Source organism: Candidatus Latescibacter sp. IFSED24, from assembly GCF_058273205.1.
Genome location: NZ_CM177850.1, coordinates 3,941,202 through 3,962,773, shown reverse-complemented (window position 1 = coordinate 3,962,773; position 21,572 = coordinate 3,941,202). Strand labels below are relative to the sequence as shown.

The 21,572-nt window shown below is 67.5% G+C and carries 19 protein-coding genes; 9 read left to right on the top strand and 10 right to left on the bottom strand.

What is annotated here, in order from left to right:
- Positions 1 to 40: 40 nt before the first annotated feature.
- Positions 41 to 3,520, bottom strand: coding sequence for a cytochrome c biogenesis protein CcsA (gene ccsA / locus IFSED24_RS15990; RefSeq protein ID WP_491332481.1), 3,480 nt, complete (start codon positions 3,518 to 3,520; stop codon positions 41 to 43).
- Positions 3,521 to 3,634: 114 nt separating this feature from the next.
- Positions 3,635 to 4,237: a nitroreductase family protein gene (locus IFSED24_RS15985; protein ID WP_491332480.1), complete on the bottom strand. Its 603-nt coding sequence runs from the start codon at positions 4,235 to 4,237 to the stop codon at positions 3,635 to 3,637.
- 184 nt (positions 4,238 to 4,421) lie between these two features.
- Here IFSED24_RS15985 and IFSED24_RS15980 point away from each other — a divergent pair, with 184 nt between their 5' ends.
- On the top strand, positions 4,422 to 5,012 hold the full coding sequence (locus IFSED24_RS15980) for a hypothetical protein (RefSeq protein WP_491332479.1): 591 nt from the start codon (positions 4,422 to 4,424) through the stop codon (positions 5,010 to 5,012).
- Between the two features lie 92 nt (positions 5,013 to 5,104).
- On the opposite strand, the gene IFSED24_RS15975 is transcribed toward IFSED24_RS15980, so the two are convergent.
- The gene (locus IFSED24_RS15975) at positions 5,105 to 5,620 is read right to left on the bottom strand and encodes a hypothetical protein (protein ID WP_491332478.1); all 516 of its coding nucleotides are present in this window, start codon (positions 5,618 to 5,620) and stop codon (positions 5,105 to 5,107) included.
- Between the two features lie 161 nt (positions 5,621 to 5,781).
- On the opposite strand from IFSED24_RS15975, the gene IFSED24_RS15970 reads away from it, so the two are divergent.
- Positions 5,782 to 6,180 (top strand): hypothetical protein, encoded by a 399-nt coding sequence (locus IFSED24_RS15970; RefSeq protein WP_491332477.1) that lies wholly within the window; start codon positions 5,782 to 5,784, stop codon positions 6,178 to 6,180.
- A 158-nt stretch (positions 6,181 to 6,338) separates the two neighbouring features.
- On the opposite strand, the gene IFSED24_RS15965 is transcribed toward IFSED24_RS15970, so the two are convergent.
- Positions 6,339 to 7,898 (bottom strand): right-handed parallel beta-helix repeat-containing protein, encoded by a 1,560-nt coding sequence (locus IFSED24_RS15965; RefSeq protein WP_491332476.1) that lies wholly within the window; start codon positions 7,896 to 7,898, stop codon positions 6,339 to 6,341.
- Between the two features lie 313 nt (positions 7,899 to 8,211).
- Here IFSED24_RS15965 and IFSED24_RS15960 point away from each other — a divergent pair, with 313 nt between their 5' ends.
- Positions 8,212 to 9,741, top strand: a complete 1,530-nt coding sequence (locus IFSED24_RS15960; protein WP_491332475.1) for a T6SS phospholipase effector Tle1-like catalytic domain-containing protein — start codon at positions 8,212 to 8,214, stop codon at positions 9,739 to 9,741.
- On the opposite strand, the gene IFSED24_RS15955 is transcribed toward IFSED24_RS15960, so the two are convergent.
- Both IFSED24_RS15955 and IFSED24_RS15950 read right to left on the bottom strand, forming a co-directional pair.
- Positions 9,738 to 12,428 carry a hypothetical protein gene (locus IFSED24_RS15955; protein ID WP_491332474.1) on the bottom strand — a complete coding sequence of 897 codons (2,691 nt, stop codon included), beginning with the start codon at positions 12,426 to 12,428 and terminating at the stop codon, positions 9,738 to 9,740. The two genes, IFSED24_RS15960 and IFSED24_RS15955, sit on opposite strands and share 4 nt — an antisense overlap.
- Before the next feature lie 125 nt (positions 12,429 to 12,553).
- A complete protein-coding gene (locus IFSED24_RS15950; protein WP_491332473.1) occupies positions 12,554 to 13,429 on the bottom strand; it encodes an NAD(P)H-binding protein in 876 nt (291 codons plus the stop codon).
- Positions 13,430 to 13,499: 70 nt separating this feature from the next.
- Here IFSED24_RS15950 and IFSED24_RS15945 point away from each other — a divergent pair, with 70 nt between their 5' ends.
- Complete coding sequence (locus tag IFSED24_RS15945) at positions 13,500 to 14,288, top strand: phosphodiester glycosidase family protein (protein ID WP_491332472.1); 789 nt, start codon at positions 13,500 to 13,502, stop codon at positions 14,286 to 14,288.
- On the opposite strand, the gene IFSED24_RS15940 is transcribed toward IFSED24_RS15945, so the two are convergent.
- Positions 14,285 to 14,905: a hypothetical protein gene (locus IFSED24_RS15940; RefSeq protein WP_491332471.1), complete on the bottom strand. Its 621-nt coding sequence runs from the start codon at positions 14,903 to 14,905 to the stop codon at positions 14,285 to 14,287. The two genes, IFSED24_RS15945 and IFSED24_RS15940, sit on opposite strands and share 4 nt — an antisense overlap.
- A gap of 70 nt (positions 14,906 to 14,975) precedes the next feature.
- The gene (locus IFSED24_RS15935) at positions 14,976 to 15,377 is read right to left on the bottom strand and encodes a hypothetical protein (RefSeq protein WP_491332470.1); all 402 of its coding nucleotides are present in this window, start codon (positions 15,375 to 15,377) and stop codon (positions 14,976 to 14,978) included.
- A 55-nt stretch (positions 15,378 to 15,432) separates the two neighbouring features.
- Between IFSED24_RS15935 and IFSED24_RS15930 the strand changes: the two genes are divergently transcribed.
- Positions 15,433 to 16,203, top strand: coding sequence for a TSUP family transporter (locus tag IFSED24_RS15930; protein WP_491332469.1), 771 nt, complete (start codon positions 15,433 to 15,435; stop codon positions 16,201 to 16,203).
- Between the two features lie 168 nt (positions 16,204 to 16,371).
- Here the strand turns inward: IFSED24_RS15930 and IFSED24_RS15925 are convergent, their stop codons facing one another.
- Complete coding sequence (locus IFSED24_RS15925) at positions 16,372 to 17,265, bottom strand: DMT family transporter (RefSeq protein WP_491332468.1); 894 nt, start codon at positions 17,263 to 17,265, stop codon at positions 16,372 to 16,374.
- Positions 17,266 to 17,355: 90 nt separating this feature from the next.
- The gene (locus IFSED24_RS15920) at positions 17,356 to 17,577 is read right to left on the bottom strand and encodes a helix-turn-helix transcriptional regulator (RefSeq protein ID WP_491332467.1); all 222 of its coding nucleotides are present in this window, start codon (positions 17,575 to 17,577) and stop codon (positions 17,356 to 17,358) included.
- 146 nt (positions 17,578 to 17,723) lie between these two features.
- Here IFSED24_RS15920 and IFSED24_RS15915 point away from each other — a divergent pair, with 146 nt between their 5' ends.
- Genes IFSED24_RS15915 through IFSED24_RS15900 form a run of 4 tightly spaced genes read left to right on the top strand, consistent with a single transcriptional unit; the run spans position 17,724 to position 21,566 of the window.
- On the top strand, positions 17,724 to 18,293 hold the full coding sequence (locus tag IFSED24_RS15915; RefSeq protein WP_491332466.1) for a MarR family winged helix-turn-helix transcriptional regulator: 570 nt from the start codon (positions 17,724 to 17,726) through the stop codon (positions 18,291 to 18,293).
- A 25-nt stretch (positions 18,294 to 18,318) separates the two neighbouring features.
- Positions 18,319 to 19,233: a 4Fe-4S dicluster domain-containing protein gene (locus IFSED24_RS15910; RefSeq protein WP_491332465.1), complete on the top strand. Its 915-nt coding sequence runs from the start codon at positions 18,319 to 18,321 to the stop codon at positions 19,231 to 19,233.
- Positions 19,226 to 20,428 (top strand): NrfD/PsrC family molybdoenzyme membrane anchor subunit, encoded by a 1,203-nt coding sequence (gene nrfD / locus IFSED24_RS15905; RefSeq protein WP_491332464.1) that lies wholly within the window; start codon positions 19,226 to 19,228, stop codon positions 20,426 to 20,428. Before IFSED24_RS15910 ends, nrfD begins: the two co-directional genes overlap by 8 nt.
- Positions 20,421 to 21,566, top strand: a complete 1,146-nt coding sequence (locus tag IFSED24_RS15900; RefSeq protein WP_491332463.1) for a cytochrome c3 family protein — start codon at positions 20,421 to 20,423, stop codon at positions 21,564 to 21,566. The genes nrfD and IFSED24_RS15900 overlap by 8 nt, the downstream gene beginning before the upstream one ends.
- The last annotated feature ends 6 nt before the right edge of the window (positions 21,567 to 21,572 follow it).

The following is a 21,572-nucleotide window of genomic DNA, read 5'->3' as shown; positions in this document are numbered from 1 at the left end:
TGGTGACGGTGGTTCCAGTCTCTAGTTACAAACGCCGACGTCACGGCGCAAGACCCTCACCCCGTTTCCGTCCGACCTGGCCGTCTCGCCAGCCGAAATAGGTGATCACCGAGAGCGCCACCATGCCCAGGAACGTGGCCACGATCCAGGTGGGTACCGTCACCGCGTCGCCGGCGGCGTAGCTGTGCAGGCCCACCAGCAGGTAGTTCACGCCGAAGTAGGTGTGGATGATCGCCCAGATCGCCAGGAACGACCCCGTCGCCTGGACGTAGGGATTGGCCAGCCCCGGGATCCAGCGGAAGTGCAGGATCACCGCGTAGACCAGCACCGACACCAGCGCCCAGGTCTCCTTGGGATCCCAGCCCCAGTAGCGGCCCCAGCTCTCGTTGGCCCACACACCGCCGAGCAGCGTGCCGATGGTCAGCAGGCCCAGGCCGGCGATCATGACGTCCACGTTGAGCCGGTCGAGCTTGCCGATGGCCGACGCCACCGTGCTCCTCCCGTTGCCCTTCTCGAAACGGTCGAGCAGGATCAGCACCAGGGTGAGGAAGCCGAGCAGGCAGCACAGCCCCAGGAAGCCGTAGCTCGCGGTGATGATGGTGACGTGGATGTTGAGCCAGTAGCTCGCCAGCACCGGCACCAGGGGGCCGATGGCCGGGTCGAAGGCCGCCATCATGGAGACGCCCAGCACCACGGCGGTCAGCAGCGAGCCCAGCGCGCCCACGGCGCCGGTGCGGCTGATGACCTCGAAGATCAGACCCGCCAGCGCCACCGCCAGCGCCACCCAGAGCAGCGACTCGTGGCCGTTGCTCAGCGGCGCGCGGCCCGAGGCGATCCAGCGCAGCACGAACCCGTAGACGTGCATGGCGAAGCCGGCCACGAAGAGCAGCATGCCCAGGGCATAGAACGGGTTGCGCCAGCGCCAGGGCCGGCCGTCGCGGCGGAAGAGGCTCCAGAAGTAGGCGATGATCAGGACCACGAAACCGCCCATGTAGGGCAGGGTCGACCGCGCGAAGGGGTGCTGAGTGTTCAGACGCAGCTCCGAGTTCACCCGGAAATCCGAGGGCACGACCCCGGCGCCGAACTGGTGCTGGAGGTTGCCGGTCTTCAGCAGGCCGTCGCGGATCATGGCGTCGTCGTTCTGGGAGAGGCCGCCGAGCAGCGCGTCGGCCGCCTGCTGGTAGCCGAGCCGGCGCGGATCGTTGTCGCCGAGCCCCTGCAGCACGACCTCGATGCTCTGCCACGTGTGCTTCGGGTCGTCGGGGATGGGGTAGATCCGCAGCGACGTGCCCTGGAGCGCGCTGTAGAGGATGTGTACGCGCTCGTCGAAGAGGATGAGCTTCTGCTGGGTCTTGTCGCGCTGGTTGGCCGGAGTGCGGTGCGCCGCCTCCACCTGGTCCTGCAGCTTGTAGCGGCCGCCCTCGAGCACCGACGCCAGCGAGACGTGGTGCGTCTCGCGGCTCACACCCAGCAGATCCTTGACGCCGTTGTTCTTCACCGCGATGCACGGATAGTGGTACCACTGCGACGGATGCACCACGAAACCGAAGAACACCTCGATGGGGTCGCGCCCCTCGAACTTGGTCTTCTTGGTGATCTTGACCGCGGTCTCGCGCGCCAGGGTGTCCAGCGGCTTCATGCGGCCGCGGAAGTCCTGGACGATCAGGCGCGCGGCCTGGTCGTGGGCGGCGGGCGAGAGGTCGATGATCGGGGGCGGCGCGGCGCCGCCGTGCTGAGCCCGGGCGTCGGTCGGCACGAGCACGGCGAGCGCGGCGAGCGCCGCCACGAGCACGGTGGCGGTCGCGGTGGTGCGGTAGGCGCGGACGCGGTCGCGGATCACGTTGAAGATCACCAGGAAGAAGCCGAGCGAGATGATGGTGTAGCCGATGTAGGTGGGTACCTTGCCCGGATCGCGGTTCACCGACAGCACCGTGCCCAGACGGTCCTGGTCGTAGCTCGACTGGAAATGCTTGGTCCCGCGGTGGTTCAGCGGGTGGTTCATCCAGATCCGCACGCGGCGGCCCTCGACCCCCTTGTCGGGATCGCTGAGCACCACGTGGCTCTCGTAGCTGGCGGGATTGTCGCTGCCGGGATAGGTCTCCAGCAGGAAGTCCTCGAGGTAGAGGCTGTACGGCAGCCGGCTCATGACCGCGCCGTACGACAGCTTCAGCGTGCGACCGCCCAGCTCCACGCGCTGCGGCGCGCCGCCCTTGATGCACACCGCCTCGGCGCGCTCGCCGTCCTGCTCCACCCAGACCCGCGCCGCGGCGGGGGTGTTGGGATTGTCGCTCAGCCGGGGCACCGACACTAGCGACGCCGCCACCTCCGACGGCACCACCTTGAACGTGTCGCCCCCCTGGTAGAGCATCTGCTTCTCCACCGGCACCACGGTGCCGGGCTCGTACGTGCGCTCCTCGCCCTCGCTCATCATGGGATTGACCGTGAGCGGGAACGCCGCCCGCATCACCACCACACCGTCCTGGACCGCCAGGTCCACGCCGGCGGGCAGCTCGTAGAGCATGTCGACCTTAGCGAGCAGCGGCGCATCCTCGACGTCCAGCGCGAACTCGGGATGCAGCGCGAACAGGGTGCGCTCGGCCGACTCGCCGTCGGGGCTCGCCACCAGCACCTTGATCATGGGATTGGCGAGCGGCCCGTCGGGGTCGCCGTGGCCCTCGGTGTGGTAGTCGGCGGCGAACTCGGTGAGTTCGAAGCGCCAGTCGCCGCAGTTGCCCAGCAGGCCCGGCTCGGGGGTCACCGGCAGCGTGCAGATGGCGCCACCGGCGCGCACGCGGAGGGTGCCATACTGCGCCTCGCCCTCGGCCAGGGCCGGCAGCCCGTCGCGATGGAAGCGCACGACCACGCCGCCCATGGTCTCCTGGTCGCCCGCGCGCATGGTGTGCATCTGAAAACCGTCCTCGCCCATGGCGCCCAGCGAGACCTGGGCGAACCCGCCCTCACCGGGCTCGATCGAGCGCTCGAAGCGCGGCCAGTACTCGGCCACGCCCAGCGTGAGGTGGCTGTCGCCGAGGGTGACGCGCTGCTGCTTGCCCTGTGGGCCGGGCCGGTAGAGGCGCACCGGATACTGGGCCATGTCACCATCGCCCTGCACGACGATGTGCGCGTCGGCCGACGCCACCACGTTGTTGGCCTCGCCCTCGCGGATGCGCAGGTAGCCCTCGTAGCCCATCCAGCGGGTCATGCCCGCGCCCACGAGGATCACCAGGATCCCGACGTGCACCAGCAGGTAGCCCACCGGCTGTGGGCCCTTGGCCAGCCGCCGCACCAGGTTCAGCGCCATGTTCACGCAGAACAGGACGAGCAACGCGTTGAACCACAGCGCGTCATAGACCAGGTCGTAGGCCGCAGCCCGGCCGGTGTCGGTGGACCCGACCCCGGCGTAGTACGATTCGATATAAGTGGCCGTCCCGGTGGCGATGGCGAAGATGATCAACAGGATCGACGCCAGGCGCAGGCCCGACAGGGCCTGGAAGATGGGGTTCTGCTGCAGCTTGTTCACGGCACCTCGCTGGGTTCGAGTGGCGGGCAATCACCACCAAATAAGCAGGATTTATCCCCACGATTCAAGCGAAGGAAGATTATCGGTGTTTTTACACCGGATACGCCGCCCTGGCTAGAAGCGGTTCTGGATCACGACCTCGTCCGCGGGCAGCTTCCCCCCACGCGGAATGGCCTCGGTCAGCGGCTTGCCCACGGCCACGAACATGCTGATCACGTGGTCGTCGGGCAGGTTGATGAGCCGGGCCACGGCGTCGAAGTCGAATCCGTCCATGGGGCAGGTCTCGTAGCCCAGCCCCTGGGCCGCCAGCATCATGGTCTGGGCCGCGATGCCGCACGAGCGCATGCACTCGTCGCGCTGCACCTGCTCGCGTCCCTGGTAGTACTGCTGGATCATGCCGGTCAGGACATCGCGGGTGGCGTCGGGCACGTGGCTCCAGTAGCGCTCGGGCTCCTTCTGCCAGGCGTTCCGGTCGGCGCAGACGATCACCAGGAGCGAGCTGTCGGTGACCTGCGCCTGGTCGAAACTCACCGCGCGGATCTGCCGGCGCAACTCGGGGTCGGTGACCGTGACCAGGCGGCAGTGCTGGATGTTGAACGCCGTGGGCGCCAGGAGCGTGTGCTGCAGCAGCGTGGCGACCTCGGTCTCCGCCATGCGGTGGTTGGGGTCGAAACTCTTCACGGCACGGCGGTTTTCGATGGCCTTGAGAACGTCCACGGCGTTGTCCCTTCGCAATTTGGACCACGGGGTGTCATATTTCCGGGCCATGATAATGAAAGCCCGGAGATGCGCCACGGCTGGGCTTGTCCGGACCCCGGCGATGCGCTAGCTTCCGGCTCACCAGATCACCGACCGGCGACGGCTTCGCGCCGCCACGAACCTGAAACCAGGAGATCCGCCCATGCGTTCCCTTCGCTTCCTCGCTGTCGCCCTCGTCGCCATCGCCCTGGTGGTCCCCGCCACGGCCGACGAGATCCTCGACCAGATCCAGCAGGCCATCGACCTCTACAAGGCCGGCGACTACGCCGGCGCCGCCGGCGAGCTCGAGTTCGCCGCCGCCCAGATCCGCCAGCTCCGCGCCGGCGAGATCTCCGGCGCCCTGCCCGACGCGCTGCCCGGCTGGACCGCCCAGGACGCCGAGACCGCGGCCATGGGCGCCGCCTTCATGGGCGGCGGCACCAGCGCCAGCCGCAGCTACGAGAAGGACGACGCCAGCGTCGACATCCAGATCCTCACCGACTCCCCCATGCTCTCCTCCATGTCCATGCTCCTGAACAACCCCATGATGCTCAGCGGCAGCGGCCAGAAGCTGATCCGCGTGGGCGGCAACAAGGCCGCGCTCGAGTGGAACGAGGACCGCGGGACCATCAACGTGGTGGTCCAGGGGAGCGTGCTGGTCTCGGTGGAAGGCTCCGGCTGCACCCAGGACGATCTGACCAAATACGCCGAGGCCGTGGATTACGATCTGATCAAGAAGCTGATGTCGCAGTAGGCGCGGCATCGCTGGGAGATGGCGGACCGGGGGCGCGCTCGTGGCGCCCCGGTCCTGTTTAGGGATATGGCGTGACTGTTGGCGGCGGGACGTTACTTCAGACCCTTCATCCTGATCCATTGGATGGCATACTCCGGCTGGCCCGCCATGTCCCACCCGCCCGCCAGCGTCTTGACGACGGTTATCCAGCGCGAGCCGTCACGGCAGCGGATCACACCCGGGTGGATGAAGAAATCGTCGGTGCCCTCGATGGGGAAGTGGAGCGGGGTCCAGTCGACGACGGTGTCGAAGGCGACGGGCCAGGAGAGTTCGAGTTCGTAGGGATAGTCGTACTTGATCATGTCGCCATCTTGATCGTCCATCAGATACAGTTGCCCGTCGGTTCCCAGCACCACCGCCGCGATGTAGCCCGCGGCGCGGGTGGCGGTGATGTGGGTGGTGATCGCGGCGATGCCGTCCGGGGCGTCGTGGTCGACAAGGACGGCCCACACGAAGGACGGCGAGACGAGACTCGCGATCAGAAGGACGGCGAGATATCTGGCCAATGATCGCTCCTCGGGGAATCGAACCTCCGCCCGGTCACCGCGGTCGTTCGGGTCGATCTTCACATCCAGAGAGGGCTCTGGCAACAGCGGATTGAATCCGGGAACGAATCTCCAGGGTGAATCGTCACTGGCATTGGCCAAAGGCCGTCATCTGTCTACATTCCAGGATAGGAGATGGAGCGCTGGCGATGGATCGCGCCTGGATTCAGTTGAGGATGGTCGTCATGCCGATCGAACATATGGTCGACGCCGAGGGGACCCTGCGAGTACGCCGCTGGGGCAGCATCTCGACCCAGGACGAGGATCGGGCGTTCGAGGAACGCAAGCGCGACCCGAAGGTCGTCGCCGGAATTCCGGTCCTGGTGGATTGCACGGAGGTGTCACCCCCGGACACGACCGAGACCGTGCAATACCTTGCCGACAGGAGCACGTACATCGCGAAGAAACTGCGCTGTGGACCGATGGCGATCCTCGTGTCCACCGACGTGGAATACGGCATGGCGCGCATGTACATGGCTTATACGGATCTGGAGCATCCGGATACAGAAGTGTTCCGCTCGCGGTCGGCGGCTGAGGACTGGTTGAAGGATCGTCGCGCTCGGCTCGGCATTCCGACCCGTTAGCCTGTTTACTCGCCAGCTCCTCGTCACGCTGACCACTGATTCATGCCCCCTACCTGCCTGCAACGACGCTCGGATCTGCTCGTACTTCGACGACGCCCGGGTCCCATGGGTCTCAGAGCCCCGGCCGGGATGACCGGGGCTCACGGTCACAGCGAACACTACTTCACCACGCACATCTTCCGCGTCGTCACCCCGCGATCGGTCCGCAGCACGTAGAAGTACGCGCCGGCGGCCACCGCGCGGCCCGCGTCGTCGCGCGCCCGCCAGACGACCTGCTGGCGGCCGGCGGGCAGCTCGCCGTCGGCCAGCGTCGCCACCAGCCGCCCGCGGACGTCGTGCACGGTGAGGCGCACCGACATCGAAGCCGGCAGGCTGAATTGGATGCGGGTCAGGGGATTGAACGGGTTGGGGACATTCTGGGCGAGCTCGATCCCGGCCGGCGGCAGCTTGGGCCCGGCGCCCAGAATGATCGCGAACATCTCGGTCGCCCAGGGTTCGTACAGCACGTACTCGTTGACCGGGTCTCCCGTACCGGGGCCCGAACCGCCCGGACCGCTGGCGTCGCCCCACCAGTTCTCGCGCGCGTCGATCATGAGGCGATCGTCCGAGTTGCAGACGCCGTGCTGCGGGTGGCCGGAGATGTTGTTGTGGATGATCAGCGGGTTGCCGCCCGGAGTGCCGACATCGTCCGACGCTCGACAGAAGACCCCGCAGCCGTCGTTGTCGGCGATGGTGCAGTTGCGGATGACGGGTGCCGTGGTCTCCAGGCACTGGAGGCCCCCGCCCTCGGCGAAGCTGATCGTGTTGTGGGTGATGATGCAGTTGTCGACGACGGAGGAATCGGCCAGGAAGAAGGAGATCCCGCCGCCGCAATCAGGGCCGTCCGCCGAGTTGAAGGTGATCTCGTTGTGCAGGATCTCGGCCTTGCTGCTCCAGCAGTTGATCCCGCCGCCGTCGCTGTTGGCGATGTTGTAGCGAATGGTGTTGTACGCGATGTAGCCGGTGCAGTAGTAGGCGATGATCCCGCCGCCGATGTACGACGTGTTGTGCTCCACCGTGTTGTTGACCACCCGGGCGCTCGAATCCACGCCGATGTTGATACCGCCACCACCGCCGCCACCCACGTTGTAGGTGATCAGGTTGTTGTAGATCGCGGGAGAGGAACCGCTGGCGGCCCCGATCCCCGCACCTCCGGTCAGGGCGGGCGGGGGCGTGACCGTGTTCTGCGTGATGACATTGCCCATGATCAGGGCATCCGACCCGTCCCGACAGGCGATGCCGCCGCCGATGCGGCTCGCCTCGTTTCCGGTCACGGTGTTGCCGGTGATCGTGGGCGACGACCCGTCCCCGCAATAGATCCCGCCGCCGTCCTCGGCCAGGCCGTTGCGGATGGTGAAGCCCTCGATGCGGGTGGTACGGCCCACCCCCGTGGCGACCGTGATCACCGATCCGAGCTGGCCTCCATCGATGGCGGTGGTCTCGGCGCCGTGCTCGCTCATCAGCGCGATCCCGTCGACGTCGGGCCAGACGAGGTTCTCGAGGTAGGTCCCTTCCGCCACCAGGACCAGGTCGCCGGTCACGCAGAGGTCGAGACCAGCCTGGATCGTGGGCGCGTCGCCCGTGCCGTCGGGAAGGATGTAGTAGGTGGCCGCCGGGGCGAGGGAAGCGCCGGCCAGCGACAGGGCGAGCAGCGCGACCGGAAGTGCGAACGTGCGCATGAGAAGCTCCTTTCGAATGGGACCACGTTCCGGGTTCACCGGGGGCGGGAACCACAGCCAGAGGTTGGCAGGCAAGGAGAGGGGCGATCATGCAGGGGCGAGGTGTGGGCTGCCGCCGTATGATAACACATTGCAGAGTAAATATATCCTCAAACAAAAATGCATTTGATGCGCATTTTCGATCGTATCGCCCAATCGCCGTCGGTCAGGGAGCATCGGCGCACACCCGGCGCCCGGCTTTCGCCATTGCGGACCGTCCCCCGCCCGGATATGCATGTGCCATCGTCCTGCTTCCCCCGACGAGGAGCATGCCATGCGCAACCTGATCGTCTGCTGCGACGGCACCTGGAACACGCCCGACCAGCGCCACGACGGTGTCCCCATCCCCACCAACGTCGTCCGCCTCTACCACGCCCTCGCCGACCACGACCCGGCCGGCAACCCCCAGGTGACCTACTACCACCCCGGGGTCGGCTCCGAGGGGAGCTGGTGGGACAAGGTGGCCGGCGGCGGCATCGGCCTCGGCCTCACCAAGAACATCATGAGCGCCTACCGCTGGCTCGGCGCCCACTATCGCCCCGACGACCACATCTGCCTGTTCGGCTTCAGCCGCGGCGCCTACACCGTGCGCAGCCTGGCGGGACTCATCACCTCCTGCGGACTCCTCGACCTCGCCCGGCTGTCCGACGACGAAGTCTGGAAGCGCGTGGAGAAGGCCGAGGACGCTTACCGCGACAAGACCCGCCGCGACCGCTGGGCTAAGAACTGGAAGTTCCACGGCACCGCCCCACGCTTCGAGGTCCCCATCCACTTCATCGGCGTCTGGGACACCGTGGGCGCACTCGGCATCCCCAACGACCTGGCGATCCTCAACCTGCTCGACCGCTTCGGCCGCTACGAGTTCCACGACACCGCCATCAGCGACCGCATCCTCCACGCGCGCCACGCCGTGGCCGTGGACGAGAAGCGGGCGCCGTTCACGCCCACGCTCTGGACCGCCGGCGCCCGCCGCGCCACCGTGAAGCAGGTCTGGTTCCCCGGCGTCCACTGCGACGTGGGCGGCGGCTACCGCGAGACCGGCCTGTCCGACGGCGCGCTGCGCTGGATGATCGACGAGGCCAGCGACCCCGCCATCGGCATCGCCTTCAAGCCGAAGACGGTGGCGCAGGTGCAGCCCGACTTCCAGGACGTGCTCCACGACTCGTTCCAGGGCCCCATGAAGGCGCTCAAGTCGCGGCCGCGGAGCCTGCCGCTGTTGACCCGCCGCAGCAGCAGCGTCGTGCACGAGTCGGTGTTCCAGCGGCAGGAGGATCCGCCCATCGTCGAGGGCCGCTACCGCGAGACCACGCTGCTGAACCCCGGCGACGCCAAGCACGTCACCGTCTACGCCGGCGACCCCTGGAACGACACCACCCTCTACCTCGTCAAGGGCAAGCGGTACCGCTTCACCGCCAAGGGCCAGTGGCTCGACCGCAACATCGCCTGCGGCCCGGGCGGCGCCGACGACGGCAAGTTCCACGTCGGCGAGCTGGCGCACCTGGCGGGTTCGATCCTGGGCACGGCCGAGGGCCTGTGGCGCAAGGTGACGGGCAACTTCGAGGCCGACCTCAAGTTCACCCGCCGCCGGGAGGAGTACGACTGGTTCCAGCTCGTGGGAGCCGTCGGCAACGGCACCCTCGACAACCGCGGCCGCATGCAGGCGCACGAGACCATCGGCATCGGCGACGGCTGCACCCACACTCCGAAGCAGTCGGGCTACCTCTACTGCTACGCCAACGACGCCTGGGGCTTCTACGACAACAACAAGGGGAGCGTGGACCTGCTGGTGGAGTGTCTGGGCTAGCGCACCACCACGAACTTCCCCACGAAGTCGTCGAAGCCGCCGTCGTGGGGCCGCACCGAGAACAGGTAGATCCCGCTGACGACCTCCTGGCCGTTGCGGCTCATGAGGTTCCAGTACGCCTGGCCGTTGCCCCACGACCCGTCGTGCTCGATGGTCTGCACCAGGTCCCCCGACAGGGTGAAGATCTCGATGGTGCTGCGGCAGCGCGGCAGGTTGGCGAACGAGACGCGCACGCCGGTGGGGTCGTCGGCGTTGGTGTCCATCTGCTGGAACTCGGCCAGGGCCTGGCGGGTGGCGGGGTTGGGATAGACGTAGATCTCGCGGGCGTTGCGCTCGGCCTCCGCGCGGGTCTGGGCCTCGTCCCGGGGGAGCGCGGTGTCGAAGCCGCCGCTGGGCAAGTTGCCGTCGCCCTCGGCGATGATGCCGCTGCCGTCGGCGGCCGCGATGTGGTCGGTGGTGGTCACCGAGTAGAAGTAGAGGAAGCCGTTGGTGGTGTCCTCGTCTCGGTACCGGTAGTAGGTGGTCGGTCGCTTGTAGACACCCACCTCTTCGGGGCGTTCGGTCACCGCGAAGAACGTGTCGAGGACATCGCGGTTCATCTCCCAGGACAGCAGGCCGACCAGTTCGGGCACGGGCACACCGTTGCGGTCTCGCAGCGAGGGCAGTTCGCGCATGAGGCCGGCGGTGTCGGCGTGGACCACGGCGGTCATGGCCTCGGCCAGGCCGGCGAAGCGCGGGTCGTCGAGACAGACGGGACGGTAGTCGATCTCGGAGAACCCGGTGTTGCGACCGAAGGCGCGGGGGAATTCGCCCTCCTCGGCCACGAAGAAATTGATGAGGTCGAACTCGGCGCGCATGGCCCAGGTTCCCACCGGCGGCCCGGTGGCCTCGCTGGTCCCGGCTGGTCGGTGCCACTCGTCGGCACGCCAGATGCGGTAGGCCTCCAGATCCAGGGCGCCGGATATGGGGTCGGGCGTGTATTCGGGCTCATCGTCCCAGTAGACGTCGCAGTACCCGTCGCCAGGCACGACGCGCAGCTCCGGAGACGGCGGCACCATGGTGTCGGTGACGAAAGGGATCCGCGACTCGCGACCGACCAGGCCGGTGCACACGCCGCGCGCCAGGGGCGAGTTGCTGTAGCACACTCCTGCGGAATGGTATCCGTTGTACTTGGTGCATTGACGACCGTAGCGGCGTTCGCACTCCAGGCAGTTGTCGGCATTGACCCAGAGGCAGTGCTTGCCGGTCTCCGGGACGTAGAACATGTCGCCGCGTTTGATGGGCCAGATCATGAACTGAGGTGAGGGCGGCGGCATGCACGACTCGTCCCAGAATTGCTGATAGCGCTTGTAGATGGGGTTACGGTTGTCATGGAAATCGCCGAAATCCTCGGCGCAGACCAAGGTCTCGAGACCGCCCCAACCCGACGCCGGGGATGAATCGTTGTTGTACCAGCGGCCCTTCGCCACGTCGCGGGCCCGGCGCAGCGACTCCTGCAGCATCACCTCTCCCTGCGCCACCACGAACGTGGCATCGACCACCACGTACTCGCCCACATCGAGCTTGGCGTAGGGCCCCACGCTCAGGAGGAGGATATAGTCGTCGGGGAAGTCATCCTCCACGCTGAAGTCGCGGCCCGGTCGCGCCAGCAACGTGTGGCGCTCGGAATCGAAGGCCGGCACGCCGCCGTAGCCCTGGCTGTAGTCGGCGTTGAGGATGCGGATGGCGTTGAGGCCGAGAGTCTCGGGCCGCTTGGCCTTGGTGTCGCCGAAGCCGTTGCCGTCGAGGGTCACGGCGAACCAGCCCGTCAGCGCGTTCTGGGCGTCGCCGTCGCGCATCCAGGCGTAGGCCAGATCCTCGAAGTAGCCCTCGGGCTGGCGCACGAAACCCTCGAAGATGCCGGCCAGATCGTCCTTGCCCGCGTCGGGGTCGTCGTGGAAGCCGATGTCCGAGTCCACCAGCAGCCCCACGTAGAGGTCCTCGATGGGCTGCAGGCTCTTGTTGGTGATCACCCAGCGCAGGCCGACCATGTTCTCCTGGTCGGGCGTGTCCCAGGCGCAGGCTTCCTGGCGGATCTCCAGGCCGAGGGGGCGATGGTCGGGGAACATCTGGGTGGAGATGGGCTCGTCGTCGCGCATGACGCAGCTCAGCATCTGGGCGCCGCGCTGGGCGAAGTCCTCGTCCACCAGGCCGTCGCCATCCTGGTCGATGCCGTCGGGCGGGTCCTCGTCCACCAGCTCGTCGCCGTCGTCGTTGCCCCCGGCGAGATCGCCAGGGATCCCCCCGATGCTCGCCGCGCGCTGCGGAGCCGTCACGCGACCATTGCGGGACTCGTAGAGCACGGACTTGTAGTGGGCGTCGGCGCGGATCTCGGCCTCGGGCACGCCGCAGGAGACGCTGGTCACGCCGTACTGCCGGCCGCTGATCCACAGGCCCGCCGCGAACACGTACTCCTTGCCGCTGCCGCCCGGCCACTGGCACGAGGGCGCGTTGAAGTAGGTACTCGGTTCGGAGTAGCGCGAGCCGATGAGGCCCCAGTTGGTCACATTGACGTGGACCGCCCCCACCGTCAGCACCGCCGAGCCGTCCACCACCAGGGCCTTGTCGGCCTGGCCCCGGCCCTCGTCGATGGGGATGCGCGCCCGGACGGCCGGAGCCGCCGTGAGCAGGGCGAGCAGAAGGAGCATCCACACGGATGCGACGAGGCGTTGACCGGTCATGCAGGCGGCCCGGGAGCGGGACCGTCACAGGTGGCGATCGAAACCGGGCACCCTGAATAAAGGGATCCGATAAGCGCCGGTCAAACTCCGACTCAAGCCTCGGCCTGGTCGGAGACCACCCGCCAGCAGCCGGCGTTCTCCCGCGCGAACTCCTCGAAGCCCAGGGGCTTGCGGCCCAGCAGGTCTTCGACCGTCGAGGAGGTCCGCCCGGCATGGCCCGCGCGCACCACGGCGTAGAGCATGAGCATGTACTCGAGCGCCCCGCCGGGCATGCCCAGCCGCCGCCCCTGCTCGCGCATCTCGTCCTCGCTGAGCGCATGGTAGTTCACCGGCCTACCGCTGGCGCGGGTCAGCGCCGCCGCCACCGCGGTGTGGCTCATGGGGTCGTCGCCCGTGAGGTTGTATTCCTGCAGGCGGCACTCTTCGTGGCCGAAGACGTGCACCGCCACCGCGGCCACGTCGCGCACGCTGATGAAGCTGGTGCGGCCGGTGCCGGCGGCCAGGGCGATGCGTCCCACGGCGTGGATGTCGGGGGCCAGCCAGCCCACCGAGAAGTTCTCCATGAAGAAGTTGGGACGCAGGATGGTCCAGGCGAGCCCGCTGTGCCGCAAATAGCTCTCCACCAGCGCCAGCGGTCCGGCCTTGAAGACGTCGGCGCCCAGGGCCGACGAGAACACCACGTGCTCCACCGCCGCCGCTCGGCAGTCGTCGATGAAACCGGGCAGGACGGCCGCGGCGGCGATGTCCAGCGGCCGTGCCGTCAGGAACACGCGGCTGACGCCGTCCAGCGCGGGCTCGAAGGTCAGCGGACTGTTCCAGTCGAAGCGGACCTGGTGGTCGCCGAGGGCGGGATGGCGGTCGGGATTGCGTGTGGCGCAGCGGGTGGTGTATCCTGCGGCTTGCAGTTGCCGGACGACCTCGCGCCCGAGCTTGCCGCTGGCACCGATGACGAGGACGGGTCCGGTCATGATGGTGTCCTCCTGGGAGTCGGAATGTCCATACAGCTTTCTCTCACATCATACGACAAGAACGACGGCAATGAATAGGCCTATCCTCCACGGCATCACCCTTGCCTGCTGGCTCGCCCTGGCTGCCTGCGTCGGTCCCGCCGGGGCCCAGGACTCCGCGTGGGCCACCCTCGCCGAGGGGCTGGAGCTGGCGCGGTTCGTCACCGCGGCACCCGACGACCACACCGTCGAGATCACCGTGCTGCGCATCGACCCCGCCCGCTGGCAGACCGTCGCCCTGGCCGTCTCCCAGGTCGGCGGCGCTCCGCGCTCGGCCCAGCAGTGGGCCAAAGAGTTCGACCTCACCGCCGTCATCAACGCCGGCATGTACGGCACCGACCACCGCACCCACACCGGCTACTTCCGCACCGGCGAACACGTCGACAGCGCCATCTGGAATCAACGCGACTACCGTCAGGCCGCCTGCTGGGGCCCGCGCGAACCCGACCTGCCCCCGTTCGCGCTCATGGATCTGGACGCGGCTCCCGAGAGCACCTTCGCCCACCGCTGGGACATCGTGATCCAGAACCTGCGCCTGATCCGCAAGCCGGGCGAGAACCGCTGGCCCCAGGCCGACCGCCGCTGGCCCGAGGCCTGTCTCGGCGAGGATGCCCACGGTCGCATGCTCTGGATCTCCTGCCCCGTGCCGCTGACCATGCACGACCTCAACGAGATCCTGCTCGCCCTGCCGCTGGAGCTGGTGGCGGCCCAGCATCTCGAGGGCGGCCCCGAGGCCCAGCTCTGGGTGGACGGGCACGAGGTCGACACCGCCGGCGGCGGTTGGCCCGTGCCCAACGTGCTGGGGATCCGACCGCGCTAGTTGTCGGGTTGCCAGGTGTAGTCGGCATGGACCTTGAGCGGCTGGTCCTCGTCGAGTAGCTGGACCTGCCAGCCCCGGATCTCGGGTCCCCCCTGCCAGTACTCGCGGATCACCGCGAAACGGGTCCGGCCCACGCGCACGCAGTAGTCGTGGACGCCCCAGGCGATATCCTGGAAGCGGACGTCCGGCGCCAACACTTCCACCGGCTTGTCGGTGAAGATGTAGAGGTCGTAATGGCTGTCGGCCAGCGCCGCGGGGCCCCGCGGAACCTCCGGCACCACCACGTCCGCGGGCAATCCCACCGGGCGGAAGAAGAGCGCGCGTCCGTCGTGGGCGTCGTCCCGCAATTCTCCCACCACGTCGCCCACCGTGCACTCGGCCACCACCTCGCCGTCACGGATCATCACCAGCGGGTCGCCGGAGCGGATATCCATGGCGCGGTTGACGAACTTGGCGTCGATGACGTTGCCGCCCTCCTTGTATTGCACCAGCGGCACGTTCCGGTGCATCTGGAACATGGGCGGCAGTAGACCCTCGAACGACCAGAGTGGCTGGGTGGCCGGGGCCGACGAGGTCAGGATGAGCAGAAACAGGCCGACGGTGACGAAGCGGTGCATGTCGATCCTCCGGGAGCTGGTTAATCCGACCAACGATTGTACCGCCTGGTGAGTTCCGCTGCAAGTCGACCTAGACCGACGGTCCCGCCGTACCCTTCTCCTTGGCCCGCACGATGACGTAGGCGATGAGCAGCACCAGGAACACCACAAGCAGCATCCAGGCCACTCCCTGCAGGCTCGAGATCACCGTGCGCAGGATCTCGAGGAACCAGCGCTCGCTGGTCAGCGCCGGGGGCGGCGTCTGGTCGGGTCCCTGCGGCGTGATGTACTGCTCGAGCTGCCAGATGCGCACCCCGCTGGAAATGCCCACCACGTAGGTGGCGAAGGTCACGTAGCGCTGCCACGCCCGCCCGATATCCTCGCCGATGAGACGGTCGAAGATCCGCGCCAGCGGCTGCCGAAACAGTCTGGCCACCAGATGGGTCACCAGGATGGCCACGCCGAGGGTGGCCAAGAGCAGGATATAGAACATGACCGGCACCTCCCGAGAGTTTGGCCCGCCGCCACTTGCGAGCTAGCTTAGCACGATGGACTGGACCGGCGACATCTCTCTTGCGGGCCACGCGGCCGTGCTCCTGGCGGGCGCGGTGGCCGGCTTCGTCGACAGCATCGCCGGCGGCGGCGGCCTGATCACGGTGCCGGCGCTGCTCGCGGTGGGCCTGCCCCCGCACCTGGCCCTGGGGACCAACAAGCTGGCCTCGACCATGGGCGTGACCACCGCGCTGCGCCAGTACCGCGGCGGCGGTCTGGTCCGCATGCGCGACTGGCTGCCGGCGATGGCCTGCACCTTCGTCGGCGCGGCCACCGGCACCATCCTGATCCAGCGGATCTCCACCGACTTCCTCGCCTGGCTCATCCCCGCGCTCCTGGTGGCCATCCTGATCTACACCCTGGCCTCCCCCGACCTCGGCTCGCGCCCCGCCCGGGCGCGCGTGGGCCGGCGGGCGTTCATGGTGGTGGCCGGGCTTGTCCTCGGCTTCCACGACGGCTTCTTCGGCCCCGGCACCGGAGCGTTCTGGGCGCTGGCGCTGGTGACGCTCCTGGGCCTGGACCTGCGCCGCGCCACGGCGGCCACCAAGGTGATGAACGCCACCAGCAACGTGACGGCCCTCGCCTTCTTCCTGCTCGGCGGCAAGGTCATCGCCACGGTGGGCCTGGCCATGGGGGCGGGTCAGATCCTGGGCGCGACCCTGGGCTCGCGGCTGGTCCTGCAGCGGTCGCCGGGGTTCGTGCGGTGGTTCCTGATCGGGTCGGTGGCCTTGACGGCGGTGAAGATGGTTTGGGAGCGGGTGGGCTGAGCTCGGAGCCCGCCGGCACACAGTATACAAAATAACCTTAATTCTCAGAATATAGGAATCATTCTTGTGGCATTTAAGTGCTTCATTGACAATAGAATACCACTTTGTTCCGGCACAACAGGAACCGTTCTCGGCTTTAGTGTATACGGTATATCGCATACGATTTTCTCAGTCCCGGTGCCGGAACACCCCCATCACCCCTGCGATCACCAGCGCCGCCCCCCCGAGCGTCCACCCCGTGACCTCCTCGCGCAGGATCAGCCAGCCCAGGAACACCGCGATCACCGGATTGACGTAGGGGTAGGTCATCACCACCCGCGTGGGCAGCACCCGCAGCGCCGTCATGTACGACGTGAAGCTGATCACCGACCCGAACACCGCCAGGTAAGCCCAGGCCACCCACGCCTCCCCGGTGGGAGTGGGCAGCGGCTCCCCACGCCCCACCGCGCACGCGAGCAGTCCCAGACCGCCGAGCAGCTGCTGCCAGCCGGCCACCGCGAGGCCGCTCAGGTTGGACTGCCGCCGGCGGTACCAGATCGACCCCAACGCCCAGAACAGCGGTGCCAGCAGCAGCGCCAGCACCGCCAGCGCGTCGCCGGTGGTCCCCTCGCGCAGCACTGGCCAGGTGAGCACGCCCACGCCCGCGAAACCCACGAGCACCGACCCCACCGCCCGCCAGTGCGGCACGCGTCGGTCGATCACCATGGCGATCAGCTCGGCCCAGATGGGCATGGCCGCCACGAGCAGCGCCGCCAGTCCCGACGAGGCCCGCATCTCCGCCCAGCTCACCAGACCGTTGCCACCCACCCAGAGCAGCAGCCCGCTGCCAGCCATCAGCATCAGCTCGTCGCGGGTCAAGCGCAGTCGCTGGCCGCGCCAGCGGGCCAGCAGGAAGAGGATGGCCGCGGCGGCGAAGACCCGCGAGGCGGCCATGTAGAACGGCGGGAAGCCCGACCCCTCGCGCACGGCCACGCGGATGCCGAGGTAGGTGCTGCCCCAGACGACGTAGACCACGAGGAGGTGGAGCAGGCCGGCGCGGCTGAGCTGGGGACGGTCGGACATGAGTGGCGGTGTCCCGGGGAGAAGCGCCGGCGACAGGCCGGCGCATGGCGCAATGATAGGTCGGGACGGCCGGGTGGCAAGCGGTCCGGGCTAACCCTCCCTCGCCCCCAGTTGAAAAAGCTCCTCCACCGAACACCCCAGCACCTGCGCCAACCGCAACGCCAGCTCCACGCTCGGCCGGTACCGGCCGCGCTCGATGGAAATGATGGATTGCCGCGACACCCCGGCCCGCTGGGCCAGTTCTTGCTGAGTCAGGCCGCCGGCCTGCTTGCGGTGTTCACGGAGTCGGTTGTGAAGTTTTATGGTCGCCATGTGGCCCAATGTTGCGCAGACTTTACTTTCAAGTAAAGTACAATTTACTTTATCCGTTAAATAATTGACCGACAGGAGCCATTCCTGCTTGACCCGCAAAAACCAGGGACGATAATTAACTCAGTTAACTTTTAACGGGGTTAAAGATGAGAGAGCTCGATCAACTCGTTGGCCAGAATCTGCGCATCCTCTCGCAGGTCCTCTGTGAGATCTGCCAGCGCAGCACCCTGCGCGAGGCCAGCGAGGACACCATCAGCCGCAACCAGTTCACCGTCCTCAAGATCCTCGACACCACCGGGTCGCTGCCCTTCGGCGAGTTCGCCCGCATCCTCGGCATCAGCAGCGCCGCGGTGAGCAAGATCATCGACCGCCTCGAGCAGCTCGACCTCGTCGAGCGCCAGGCCTTCCCCGGCGACCGCCGCAGCCAGACCGCCGTGCTGCTCCCGGCGGCCCGCCAGGTCCTCGCCCGCCACGAAGAGATCGCCAGCAGAAAGCAGGAGAAGTTGATGGACCACTTCTCCGATCCCGAGAAGGAACATCTGCTCGATTACATGCGCCGCATCATCAAGTACACCATCGCCGAGGAGCAGGACACCGACATGGTCTGCTTCCAGTGCGGCGGCAAGTGCGGCGACGAGTGCGTGATCAACGAGTGCGAGGGGGCCTGCACGCTGCAGAAGTACCCCAGCGCCAATGCTCGCTCCCCCCGGGAGTGACGACCGCAACGGGAGGTTCCAGGCCATGGCCAGTCGTCGCGATTTCCTCAAGCTCACCGGGACCGCCGCAGGCGGTGCGGTGGCGGCCCTCGCCGGGGTCGAGACAGCCCGGGCCTCGACCGGGCCCGAACTCGATCCCGAACGCTTCGGGGTGCTCTGCGATAACACGCTCTGCATCGGCTGCCGGCGCTGCGAGTACGCCTGTGCCGAGAACAACGACCTGCCGCGCGGCGAACTGGCGTCCTACGACGACACCTCGGTCTTCGCCGAGATGCGTCGGCCCGACGCCACCCGGTACACGGTCATCAACCAGTACCCCGCGGCTCCGGGCCAGCCCAAACCCTTCCACACCAAGGTCAACTGCCTGCACTGCGAGCACCCGGCCTGCGTGTCGGCGTGCATCGTGGGCGCGCTGGAGAAGGATCCGCGCGGTCCGGTGACCTACAATTCGTGGGAGTGCATCGGCTGCCGATACTGCATGGTGGCCTGCCCGTTCCAGATCCCGGCCTACGAGTACGACAACGCGCTCACGCCGCGGGTCATGAAGTGCTCGTTCTGCAGCGAGAAGACGCTCGAATCGGGCGAGCCCCCGGCCTGCGTGAAGATCTGCCCGCAGGAGGCCATGGTCTTCGGGCCGCGCCACGAACTGCTCGACGTGGCCCGCGCGCGTATCGCCTCGCATCCGGGCCGCTACGTCGACCACATCTACGGCGAGCACGAAGTGGGCGGCACCTCGTGGCTCTACCTGGCCGACCGCCAGTTCACCGAGCTGGACCTGCCGGCGCTCTCGGACGTGAGCCCGGCGGTGGCCACCGAGACCATCCAGCACGGCATCTTCCGCGGCTTCTCCGGCCCCATCATGCTCTTCGGCCTGATCAGCGTGATCATGAAATCCGCCGGCAAGCACCCCGAAGACCGGCAGGAGGACGACCATGAATGAGCGGCAGGAGGTTCCCTTCTTCACCAATGGCGTGAAGGTGATCGTGGCGCTGGCCGTGGCCGGTCTCGCCGTGCTGGCGGCGCGCTTCGCCTTCGGCATCGGCACGGTCACCAACCTCGACGACCAGTACCCGTGGGGCCTCTGGATCGGCATCGACGTGGCCACCGGCGTGGCGCTGGCGGCGGGCGGCTTCACCACCGCCTTCATCGCCCACGTCCTGCACCGCGAGCGCTTCCACGCCGTGGTGCGGCCCGCGCTGTTGACCGCCATGCTCGGCTACACCTTCGTGGCGCTGGGCGTGGTGGTGGACCTGGGCCGGTACTACAACATCTGGCACGTCCTGATGCCCTCGATGTGGCAGGGCAACTCGGCGCTCTTCGAGGTCGGCATGTGCGTCTGCATGTACCTGACCGTGCTGTACATCGAGTTTCTGCCCATCGTGGTCGAACGGTTCAAGGGCCGCGTGAACTGGCCCGGCGCCATGGCCCGCTTCAACGGCGCCACCGAGAAGGTGCTCGGGGTGCTGGACGTGACGCTCAACAAGGTCATGACCTTCTTCATCATCGCCGGCGTGGTGCTCAGCTGCGCGCACCAGTCGTCGCTGGGCACGCTCATGGTGATCGCGCCCACCAAGCTGCACCCCTTGTGGCACACCCATATCCTGCCGCTGCAGTTCCTGCTGTCGGCCTTCGCGGTGGGTCTGGCCATGGTGGTCTTCGAATCGATCCTGGCCTCGCGGTCGCTGCGGCGGCCCTACGAGATGGACGTGCTCTCGCCGCTGGCGCGGATGATCCCGTTCCTGTTGACCGTCTACCTCGGCGCCAAGCTCATCGACATGGTCAGCCGCGGTACGTACAGCTACCTCGCCGACGGGAGCCTGCAGTCGTTCACCTGGCTGGCCGAGGTCGTGCTGGGCGTGCTGGTGCCGGGCTTCATCCTCATGACACACCGGCTGCGCCGGCAGGTTGGCTGGCTGTTCACCGCCGCCGCGCTGATCGTCTTCGGCGTGGCGTTGAACCGGGTCAACGTCTTCATCATCGGCTACAACCCGGTCTACGCCGACGGACCCTACGTGCCGGCCTGGCCCGAGATCATGGTCACCGTGGGCCTGATCGCGCTGCTGGTCCTGCTCTACCGCTTCTTCGTCTTCCATTTCCCGGTCCTGCATGAGGAAGGAGACGCGCACCATGCGTAGCCCGTCGCTGCTGGCCCTGCTGCTCGTGCTGACGGTCCTTTCGGCCGCCGCCTCCGACCAGGCCGCTCATCAAGACCAGGACGCCTCGCCGCATCCCATGCCCCCCGCGGTCACCGACTGCGCGGTCTGCCACACCTGCGAGAAGCCCACCGTCGAGGATCCCTGCCTGGTGGCCTGCCCCCGTCACGGCTCCCACTTCTACGGCGACCACGAGGTGGGCGAGGGTCCCGATATCGTGATCATCGACCAGCTCGCTGACCTCTACCGCCCCGTGGTCTTCGCGCACAAGCTCCACGCCGGCATGGCCGACATGAACGGCGGCTGCACCAACTGCCACCACTACAGCGAGCAGTCGGGCACCATCCCGGCGTGCCGGGAGTGCCACGACGCCGACAAGTCGGAGGTGGGCCTGCACATGCCCGCGCTGAAGGGCGCCTACCACCGCCAGTGCATCAACTGCCACCTCGACTGGAGCCACGAGAACGCCTGCGGCTTCTGCCACGAGGAGGCTGGATCGGTGGACGCCACCGCGCCCATCGACACCACCGACATCATCGGCATCCCCCACCCCAAGATCGCCGCCACCGAGACCTACAACTACGAGACCACCTACGAGGACGGTCCCATCGTCTCGTTCCATCACGCCGACCACGTCGACCTCTTCGGCCAGCAGTGCGTGGACTGCCACCGCGGCAACTCGTGCGCCCGCTGCCACGACACCGCCGCCGGCGCCGCGCCCAAGCGTCTCGACCACGTGGTCGACTGCCTCTCCTGCCACGGCGAGCGCGACTGCGCGTTCTGCCACACCACCGAACCCAAACCGCGCTTCGACCACACCCTGACCGCGGGCTTCGACCTGAGCAAACACCACGCCTCGGTGGAGTGCACCACCTGTCACGGCGAGCCCAAGACGTTCCGCTACCCCACCGGCCGTTGCACCGAGTGCCACATCCACTGGGAGCTGGGGAGCTTCGACCACCGCACCGCCGGCCTCGAACTGAGCGAGTCGCACGCCGAGATCGATTGCGAGGATTGCCACCTCGATCGCGACTTCCAGGCCACGCCCTCGTGCGAGGCCTGCCACGACGAGCCCATGTATCCGGACTTCCTGCCTGGAGAGGAGGTGGGGCGGCCCTAGGCCGTC

Coding starts and splice junctions, on each gene's coding strand:
- IFSED24_RS15960 (WP_491332475.1), top strand. CDS start 8,212: ATGCGCAACCTGATCGTCTGCTGCGACGGCACCTGGAACACGCCCGAC.
- IFSED24_RS15915 (WP_491332466.1), top strand. CDS start 17,724: ATGAGAGAGCTCGATCAACTCGTTGGCCAGAATCTGCGCATCCTCTCG.
- IFSED24_RS15900 (WP_491332463.1), top strand. CDS start 20,421: ATGCGTAGCCCGTCGCTGCTGGCCCTGCTGCTCGTGCTGACGGTCCTT.
- nrfD (WP_491332464.1), top strand. CDS start 19,226: ATGAATGAGCGGCAGGAGGTTCCCTTCTTCACCAATGGCGTGAAGGTG.
- IFSED24_RS15950 (WP_491332473.1), bottom strand. CDS start 13,429: ATGACCGGACCCGTCCTCGTCATCGGTGCCAGCGGCAAGCTCGGGCGC.
- IFSED24_RS15945 (WP_491332472.1), top strand. CDS start 13,500: ATGAATAGGCCTATCCTCCACGGCATCACCCTTGCCTGCTGGCTCGCC.
- IFSED24_RS15930 (WP_491332469.1), top strand. CDS start 15,433: ATGGACTGGACCGGCGACATCTCTCTTGCGGGCCACGCGGCCGTGCTC.
- IFSED24_RS15925 (WP_491332468.1), bottom strand. CDS start 17,265: ATGTCCGACCGTCCCCAGCTCAGCCGCGCCGGCCTGCTCCACCTCCTC.
- IFSED24_RS15935 (WP_491332470.1), bottom strand. CDS start 15,377: ATGTTCTATATCCTGCTCTTGGCCACCCTCGGCGTGGCCATCCTGGTG.
- IFSED24_RS15965 (WP_491332476.1), bottom strand. CDS start 7,898: ATGCGCACGTTCGCACTTCCGGTCGCGCTGCTCGCCCTGTCGCTGGCC.
- IFSED24_RS15980 (WP_491332479.1), top strand. CDS start 4,422: ATGCGTTCCCTTCGCTTCCTCGCTGTCGCCCTCGTCGCCATCGCCCTG.
- IFSED24_RS15920 (WP_491332467.1), bottom strand. CDS start 17,577: ATGGCGACCATAAAACTTCACAACCGACTCCGTGAACACCGCAAGCAG.
- IFSED24_RS15940 (WP_491332471.1), bottom strand. CDS start 14,905: ATGCACCGCTTCGTCACCGTCGGCCTGTTTCTGCTCATCCTGACCTCG.
- IFSED24_RS15910 (WP_491332465.1), top strand. CDS start 18,319: ATGGCCAGTCGTCGCGATTTCCTCAAGCTCACCGGGACCGCCGCAGGC.
- IFSED24_RS15955 (WP_491332474.1), bottom strand. CDS start 12,428: ATGCTCCTTCTGCTCGCCCTGCTCACGGCGGCTCCGGCCGTCCGGGCG.
- IFSED24_RS15970 (WP_491332477.1), top strand. CDS start 5,782: ATGCCGATCGAACATATGGTCGACGCCGAGGGGACCCTGCGAGTACGC.